The 8,237-nt window shown below is 69.2% G+C and carries 7 protein-coding genes; 5 read left to right on the top strand and 2 right to left on the bottom strand.

Annotated features, from left to right (window positions below):
- Positions 1-79: 79 nt before the first annotated feature.
- A complete protein-coding gene (locus tag DKT68_RS30055) occupies positions 80-1,030 on the bottom strand; it encodes a malate dehydrogenase (protein WP_109820751.1) in 951 nt (316 codons plus the stop codon).
- Between the two features lie 150 nt (positions 1,031-1,180).
- Entirely contained in the window at positions 1,181-2,041 is an 861-nt protein-coding gene (locus DKT68_RS30050) for a bifunctional methylenetetrahydrofolate dehydrogenase/methenyltetrahydrofolate cyclohydrolase (RefSeq protein WP_109820750.1), read from the bottom strand.
- Between the two features lie 447 nt (positions 2,042-2,488).
- Between DKT68_RS30050 and DKT68_RS30045 the strand changes: the two genes are divergently transcribed.
- The 5 genes from DKT68_RS30045 to DKT68_RS30025 all read left to right on the top strand — a co-directional run.
- Positions 2,489-4,090: a peptide ABC transporter substrate-binding protein gene (locus tag DKT68_RS30045; RefSeq protein ID WP_109820749.1), complete on the top strand. Its 1,602-nt coding sequence runs from the start codon at positions 2,489-2,491 to the stop codon at positions 4,088-4,090.
- Between the two features lie 200 nt (positions 4,091-4,290).
- Positions 4,291-5,229 carry an ABC transporter permease gene (locus DKT68_RS30040; RefSeq protein WP_089019049.1) on the top strand — a complete coding sequence of 313 codons (939 nt, stop codon included), beginning with the start codon at positions 4,291-4,293 and terminating at the stop codon, positions 5,227-5,229.
- Positions 5,222-6,178, top strand: a complete 957-nt coding sequence (locus DKT68_RS30035; RefSeq protein ID WP_109820748.1) for an ABC transporter permease — start codon at positions 5,222-5,224, stop codon at positions 6,176-6,178. The genes DKT68_RS30040 and DKT68_RS30035 overlap by 8 nt, the downstream gene beginning before the upstream one ends.
- 7 nt (positions 6,179-6,185) lie before the next feature.
- Positions 6,186-7,223, top strand: coding sequence for an ABC transporter ATP-binding protein (locus tag DKT68_RS30030; RefSeq protein ID WP_109820747.1), 1,038 nt, complete (start codon positions 6,186-6,188; stop codon positions 7,221-7,223).
- On the top strand, positions 7,207-8,237 hold a 1,031-nt coding region (locus tag DKT68_RS30025; RefSeq protein WP_109820746.1), incomplete at its 3' end, for an ABC transporter ATP-binding protein. The genes DKT68_RS30030 and DKT68_RS30025, both read left to right, overlap by 17 nt.

Genomic DNA, 8,237 nt, shown 5'->3' with positions numbered 1-8,237 from the left:
GGGCCTGGACGGGGCCGGTGGGTGGACACGGGAGGGGCGCGCCGGCTCTGCCGGCGCGCCCCTCCCGTGGTCGGGTGGATCACATGCTGGAGATGTCGGCCTGCTTGGCGCGGACGGCCTCGGCGGCCTCCTTGAGGCTGGCCAGCTCGTCCGCGTCCAGGTCGGTCTCGACGACCCGCTTGACGCCCTCGGCGCCGATCTCGGCCTCGACACCCAGGTAGACGCCGGAGATGCCGTACTCGCCGTCGACCCAGGCGCAGACCGGCATGACCTCGCCGGAGTCCTCGGCGACGGCCTTCGCCATCCGGGCCGCCGCGGCGGACGGGGCGTAGTACGCCGAACCCGTCTTGAGCAGCGCGACCACCTCGGCGCCACCGTTGCGGGTCTTGACGACCAGCTCCTCGATCTGCTCCGCCGGCATGGCCTCACGCAGCGGCTTGCCGTTGACGGTGCTCTTCGAGGGCACCGGGACCATGGTGTCGCCGTGCGAGCCCAGGGTCAGCGTCCGGACCGACGCCACCGGCACGTTCAGCGCCTCGGCGACGAAGTTGCTGAACCGGGCGGTGTCCAGCATGCCGGCCTGGCCGAGCACCCGGTTCTTCGGGAACTGCGTGGCGATCTGCGCCAGCGCGGTCATCTCGTCGAGCGGGTTGGAGACCACGATGACGACGGCGTTCGGGGCGTACTTGGCGACGTTCTCGGCGACCTGCCGCACGATCTTGGCGTTGGTCTCCAGCAGGTCCATGCGGCTCATGCCCGGCTTGCGCGGCAGGCCAGCCGTGATCACGACGACGTCGGAGCCCTCGATGGTCTCGTAGCCCTCACCGTTCGGACCGGTGGTCACGCCGACCACCTTCGTCTCGAAGCCCTCGATGGCCCGCGACTGGTTGAGGTCGAGAGCGAGACCCGCGGGCTTGCCCTCCACGATGTCGGTGATCACTACGGTGTCGAAGACGTCGAACTCGGCCAGGCGCTGTGCGGTGGTGGAGCCGTAGAAGCCAGCCCCGACGACAGTGACCTTCTTACCCATGGTCGTCCCACTCCCTGATACCAGTCGGTTTTCCGGACCGTATCAGTCATCCTGGCACCGATCCGGCCAGGGGCGGACGGTTACGGCCTGGTTGGGCACGGAAGGCCCGCTCACCGCCACGAGCATCAGCGGGGTGCCCTTCGTTACACCTCAGCCGCGCTCGGCGCGCTCGACGACGTTGCTGAGCAGCATGGCCCGGGTCATCGGGCCGACGCCGCCGGGCATCGGGACCAGCGCGCCGGCCGTCTCGGCCACGCCCGGGTCCACGTCGCCGGTGTAGCGGCCCTTGCCGTCCGGGCCGATCACCCGGGTGATGCCGACGTCCACCACGACCGCGCCGGGGTTGATCATGTCGGCGGTGAGCAAGCCCGGCACGCCGGCCGCGACGATGACGATGTCGGCGGCCCGGGTGTGCGAGGCGAGGTCGAGCGTGCCGGTGTGGCACAGGGTCACGGTGGCGTTCTCGCTGCGCCGGGTGAGCAGCAGGCCGAGCGGGCGGCCGACGGTGTTGCCCCGGCCGACCACGGCGACGGTGGCGCCGCGCAGCGCCACGTCGTGCCGGCGGAGCAGCTCCACGATGCCGCGCGGGGTGCAGGGCAGCGGGCCGTCGTAGCCGAGGACGAGCCGGCCGAGGTTGACCGGGTGCAGGCCGTCGGCGTCCTTGTCCGGGTCGATCAGCTCCAGCACCCGCTGGGTGTCCAGGTGGGCCGGCAGAGGCAGCTGGACGATGTAGCCGTGGCACGCCGGGTCGGCGTTCAGCTCGGTCAGCACGTCCTCGACCTGCTGCTGGGTCGCGTCGGCCGGCAGCTCGCGGCGGATCGAGGCGATGCCCACCTCGGCGCAGTCCCGGTGCTTGCCGTTGACGTACGCCTGGCTGCCCGGGTCCGCCCCGACCAGGACCGTGCCCAACCCGGGGGTGATGCCGCGCTCCGCGAGTGCCTTCACCCGTATCCGCAGCTCGTCCTTGATTTCCGCTGCGGTCGCCTTGCCGTCCAGAAGCGTCGCCGTCACGACCAGATCGTCTCACGACCGCGGCCCGCCGTTCAGACGACCTCGCTCGGGCCGGCCGCAACCGCCTCCGCCATCCCCCTGCCCGTAACGATCTGTGACGTGTCTCTAGTCACTCTCAGTGACATCGTGTGGAACCGATCACGGCCGAACCGGACACCGGGTCGAGACGCACAGGAACGGGACGACCGGTAGGCGGTGGCCCAACCCGGCCGAGGTGGGCACACCAAGCGTGGGAATTCAGCCAAGAATCCGCACGTCAGCCATGTTGGCGAGGCTTGCGCTAGCAGGCTTCCCGGCATCCGGCAAGGGAGGTCACCCCGGACCGTTACGCACCCGCAACCGGAGCGTTGTCGAAGCCGATCGGCCGACCTACCGTTACCGCTTGTTGCGCAGCGTAAACCCCAGCGTCGGGCCTGACTGCGCAGCGTGAGGAGATGAGGAGGCTCAATGCGAGTTCGTAGACTCGCCGCCTGGACCGCCCTCCCGCTCGCGGTGACGCTGGGCCTCGCGGCCTGCGGCAGCGGCGGAGACGGTGGATCCGGCGGCAGCGACAGTTCGGCGGTCAGCATCCAGATCGCCGAGCCGCAGCACCTGGTTCCGACCAACACCACCGAGACGTCCGGGTCCCAGGTGCTCGCCGGCCTGTTCAGCCCGCTCGTTGACTACGACGCCCAGAACAAGCCGTACGAGGTCGCGGCCGAGTCCGTGACGTCGTCCGACAACAAGGTCTGGACGATCAAGCTCAAGGACGGCTACACCTTCCACAACGGTGAGAAGGTCACGGCCGAGGACTACGTCAACGCCTGGAACTACGGCGCGTACGCGCCCAACGGCCAGGGTGGCAGCTACTTCTTCGAGAAGATCGCCGGCTACCAGGACCTGCAGGGCGACAAGCCGAAGGCCAAGGAGATGTCCGGCCTGAAGAAGGTCGACGACCTGACCTTCCAGGTGACGCTCTCCGCCCCGTACATCGACTTCAAGACGATGCTCGGCTACAACGCGTTCTACCCGCTGCCGGACGCCGCGTTCTCGGCCCCGGGCGTGCTCAAGAACTCCTACGAGCAGGCGCCGATCGGTCAGGGCCCGTTCAAGATGAAGGGCGCCTGGCAGCACGACAGCAAGATCGACGTCGAGCGGTACGACGCCTACCCGGGCGAGAAGCCCAAGGTGAAGGACGTCGAGTTCCGGGTCTACCAGCAGCTCTCCGCGGCCTACGCGGACGTGCTGGGCGACAACCTGGACGTGCTGCCGACGATCCCGACCGAGAGCCTGAGCAACGCGCCGACCGACCTGGGCGACCGGTACCAGACCAGCCCGATGTCGTCGTTCCAGTTCCTGGCCTTCCCGACGTTCGACAAGAACTTCAGCAACCCGGACGTGCGTAAGGCCATCTCGATGGCGATCGACCGGGACGAGATCACGAAGTCGGTCTTCAAGGGTTCGCAGGACCCGGCCCGCTCGTTCGTCTCGCCGGTGCTGCCGGGCTACCGGGAGAACACCGCGGGTGCGGCCGGTGAGTTCAACCCGACCGAGGCCAAGAAGCTCTACCAGGCCGCCGGCGGCCCGTCGAAGATCGTCATCTCCTACAACGGGGACGGCGGCCACAAGGACTGGGTCGACGCCACGGCCAACCAGCTCAAGGCCAACCTGGGTGTGGACGTCGTCGGCTCGGCCGAGCCGAAGTTCGCCGACCTGCTGACCAAGGTCGAGAAGAAGCAGCCGGTCGGCATGTTCCGGCTGGGCTGGGTCATGGACTACCCGTCCATGGAGGACTACCTGGGCCCGCTGTACAGCACCAACGGCTCGTCGAACTACTACGGCTACAGCAACCCGGAGTTCGACAAGCTCGTCAAGGAGGGCTCGGCCGCGGCCACCCAGGACGAGGCCATCAAGAAGTACCAGCAGGCCGAGGACATCCTGGCCAAGGACATGCCGGTCATCCCGCTCCGCTTCGGCGAGAACGTGTTCGGCCACTCGTCCAAGGTCAAGAACGTCGAGATGGACCTCTTCCAGCGGGTCAACCTCGTCAAGATCGAAGCGGCCAGCTGAGCTGACCATGGTGCGGGCCACCCGGGCGGAGACGCCCGGGTGGCCCGGACCGCGCTACCGGGGCCCGGCCGCACACGCGGACAGGGTGCCGGCGGCGCCGGCCTCGCCCGGGCCAGACGGCGGGCGTATCGGATATTTCGGGTACGACCAGAGACGCCGTCCTGCGACCCTTTCGCACATTTCCGGAGAGACTGCTAAGCATGTTCCGCTACATTCTGCGGCGCCTACTCCAGATGGTCCTCGCGTTCTTCGGGACCACCCTGATCGTCTACGCGCTGATGTTCGCCGGCCAGGGCGACCCCATCCAGGCCCTCGCGGGCGAGCGGCCGGTGACCGAGGCCCAGCGGGCCTACCTCACCGAGAAGTACCACCTGGACGCCACCGGCGTCGGCGGCTTCTTCTACCGCTACTTCGACTACGTGAAGAGCCTGCTCCAGGGTGACCTCGGCCAGTCGCTGACCGGCCGACAGATCGGCGACATCCTCCAGGCGGCCTGGCCGGTCACCGTGAAGCTCGCGCTCATCGCGCTCGCTGTGGCGATCATCTTCGGAGTCACCGCCGGCGTGGTCGCCGGCATCCGCCGGGCCAGCATCTTCGACAACTCGACGCTGGTGCTGACCCTTCTGGTGCTGGGCATCCCCACCATCGTGCTGGCGCCGCTCGCGCAGTACTTCCTGGGCGTCAAGTGGCAGCTCTTCCCACCCACGGCCGGCTCCGAGCCGACGTTCTACGCGCTGCTGCTGCCGGGCATCGTTCTCGGCTCGCTGTCGCTGGCCACCGCGCTGCGGCTGACCCGTACCTCGGTCGCGGAGAACCTGCGCGCGGACTACGTGCGGACCGCCCGCTCCAAGGGCCTGGTCAAGCGCCGCATCGTCACCGTGCACGTCCTGCGCAACTCGCTCATCCCCGTGGTCACGTTCCTCGGTGTGGAGCTGGGCAACCTGATGAGCGGCGCGATCATCACCGAGGGCGTCTTCAACATCCCCGGTGTGGGCTTCAACCTCTTCCGCGGCATCCGCACCGAGGACGGCCCCCTGGTGGTGGGCATCGTCAGCGTGCTCGTCGTGGTCTACCTGGTCTCGAACCTGGTGGTGGACGTTCTGTACGCCGTACTCGACCCGAGGATCCGCTATGAGTGACTTTGAGACTGTGGCGGCCACCGAGAACCAGGCCGCACGTCGTGGCCCCTCGGGCGAGCCGGGCACGCCGAACCAGATCGGCGCGGCGAACAAGCCGCGCAGCCTGGCCGGGGACGCCTGGCGCGACCTCCGCCGCAACCCGATCTTCTGGATCTCGCTGGCGCTCGTCGTCATCTTCACCCTGATGGCGCTGGCTCCCGGTCTGTTCACCGCCAACAGCCCGAACGACTGCACGCTCTCGCGGCAGCACGCCGGGCCGTCCGGCGGGGCGATCTTCGGGTACGACTTCCAGGGCTGCGACACGTACTCCCGGGCGGTCTACGGCACCCGCGCCTCGCTGCTGGTCGGCGCGCTCTCCGCGCTCGGCACCGGTGTGATCGCGCTGGTGGTCGGCATGCTGGCCGGCTACTTCGGCCGCTGGGTCGACGCGGTGCTCTCCCGGCTGATCGACATCGTGCTCGGCATCCCCCTGCTGCTGGCCGCGATCGTGCTGCTCAAGCGGGTCTCCAGCGACAGCGTGAACGCCCGCATCGCCGCGGTGATCTTCGTGCTGGCCATCCTGGGCTGGACCACCGCGGCCCGCGTGGTGCGCTCCTCGGTGATCACCGCCAAGGAGCAGGACTACGTGGCGGCGGCCCGGATGCTCGGCGCGGGCAACGGCCGGATCATGCTCCGGCACATCCTGCCGAACTCACTGGCACCGGCCATCGTCGTGCTGACCATCGCGCTCGGCTCCTTCATCGCCGCCGAGGCGACGCTCTCCTTCCTGGGCATCGGCCTGAAGGCGCCGACGATCTCGTGGGGCCAGGACATCGACACCGGCCGGATCCACATGCGGGAGGCGGCGACACCGCTGATCGTCCCGTCGGTCTTCCTCGCGCTGACCGTGCTGGCGTTCATCATGCTCGGCGACGCGATCCGTGACGCCTTCGACCCGAAGCTGCGGTGAGAAACCCATGACCCACTCCACCGTCCAACCCACGCCCGCCTCCGCCACGCCCGAGGGAGGCCACCTGCTGGAACTCCGGGACCTCCACGTCGAGTTCCGGACCAACGAGGGTGTCGCCCGCGTGATCAACGGCGTGTCGTACCACCTGGACGCCGGGGAGACCCTCGCTGTGCTCGGCGAATCCGGCTCCGGCAAGTCGGTCACCGCCCAGGCGATCATGGGCATCCTGGACACCCCGCCCGCGGTCATCCGCTCCGGCCAGATCCTCTACCAGGGTCAGGACCTGCTCACCCGCTCCGAGGAGCAGCGCCGGCAGGTCCGCGGCAAGGAGATCGCCATGATCTTCCAGGACGCGCTCTCCGCGCTGAACCCGGTCTTCCCGGTCGGCTGGCAGATCGGCGAGACACTGCGCCAGCGCTCCGGGATGTCGCGGGGTGACGCCCGCCGCCGCGCCATCGAGCTGATGGACCTGGTCAAGATCCCGGGTGCGGCGAAGCGGATCGGCGACTACCCGCACCAGTTCTCCGGAGGCATGCGGCAGCGCGTCATGATCGCCATGGCGCTGGCGCTGGACCCGAAGGTGCTCATCGCCGACGAGCCCACCACGGCGCTCGACGTCACCGTGCAGGCCCAGATCATGGACCTGCTGGCCGACCTGCGCCGGGACCTCAACATGGCGATGATCCTGATCACGCACGACCTGGGCGTGGTCGCCGGCGTCGCGGACCGGATCGCGGTCATGTACGCCGGCCGGATCATCGAGCACGCCGACGTCCGCTCGCTGTACAAGGCGCCGGCCCACCCGTACACCAAGGGGTTGCTGGAGTCGATCCCGCGGATGGACGTCCGCGGCCAGGAGCTGTCGACGATCAAGGGGCTGCCGCCGAACCTCATGCGGATCCCCTCCGGCTGCCCGTTCCACCCGCGGTGCCCGTACGTCCAGCAGGTCTGCGTGGACGTGGTGCCGCACGACCTGGTCCTCGGCGACGGCCGGACCAGCGCTTGCCACTTCGCGCAGGAGGTCCGTGATGACAGCGTCCGCTAGCTCCACCAAGGTTCGGGGCGAGACCATCCTCTCCGTCGACAACCTGGTGAAGCACTTCCCGATCACGCAGGGCGTGCTGTTCCAGCGGCACGTCGGCGCGGTCAAGGCGGTCGACGGCGTGAGCTTCGAGCTGCGCCGGGGCGAGACGCTCGGCGTGGTCGGTGAGTCCGGCTGCGGCAAGTCCACCCTCGCCCGGTTGCTGATGCGGCTGGAGACGCCCACCTCCGGGCGGGCCACCCTGGAGGGCAAGGACCTGTTCAAGGCGTCCGGCGCCGAGCTGCGCCGGGTCCGCCGCAACATGCAGATGGTCATGCAGGACCCGTACACCTCGCTGAACCCGCGGATGACGGTCGGCGACATCATCGGCGAGCCGTTCGAGATCCACCGCGACGCCGCGCCGAGGGGCAGCCGGGACCGGCGGGTGCAGGAGCTGCTGGAGCTGGTCGGGCTCAACCCGGAACACATCAACCGGTACCCGCACCAGTTCTCCGGCGGTCAGCGTCAGCGCATCGGCATCGCCCGCGCGCTCGCGCTGCGACCCGAGGTGATCGTCTGCGACGAGCCGGTGTCGGCGCTGGACGTCTCCATCCAGGCCCAGGTGATCAACCTGCTGGAGAAGCTCCAGGACGAGCTCGGACTCTCGTACATCTTCATCGCGCACGACCTGTCCGTGGTGCGGCACATCGCCGACCGGGTCGCCGTGATGTACCTCGGCCGGATCGTCGAGATCGGCACCGAGGACGAGATCTACGAGCGGGCCACCCACCCGTACACCCAGGCGCTGCTCTCCGCGGTGCCGGTGCCGGACCCGGAGGCGCGCGAGCAGCGCAACATGATCCGGCTGGTGGGCGACGTGCCCAGCCCGGCCGACCCGCCGAGCGGCTGCCACTTCCGGACCCGCTGCTGGAAGGCCCAGGACATCTGCGCCGTCGAGGACCCCCCGGCCGTGCCCCGCGCCGCCGACCCGCACCCGTCGGCCTGCCACTTCGCCGAACTCCGCCCCACCGCTCCCAC

This window comes from Micromonospora acroterricola (assembly GCF_003172955.1).
Taxonomy (GTDB): domain Bacteria; phylum Actinomycetota; class Actinomycetes; order Mycobacteriales; family Micromonosporaceae; genus Micromonospora; species Micromonospora acroterricola.
The sequence above is the reverse complement of the archived record's forward strand: the minus strand, read 5'-3'. Positions and strand labels throughout refer to the sequence as shown.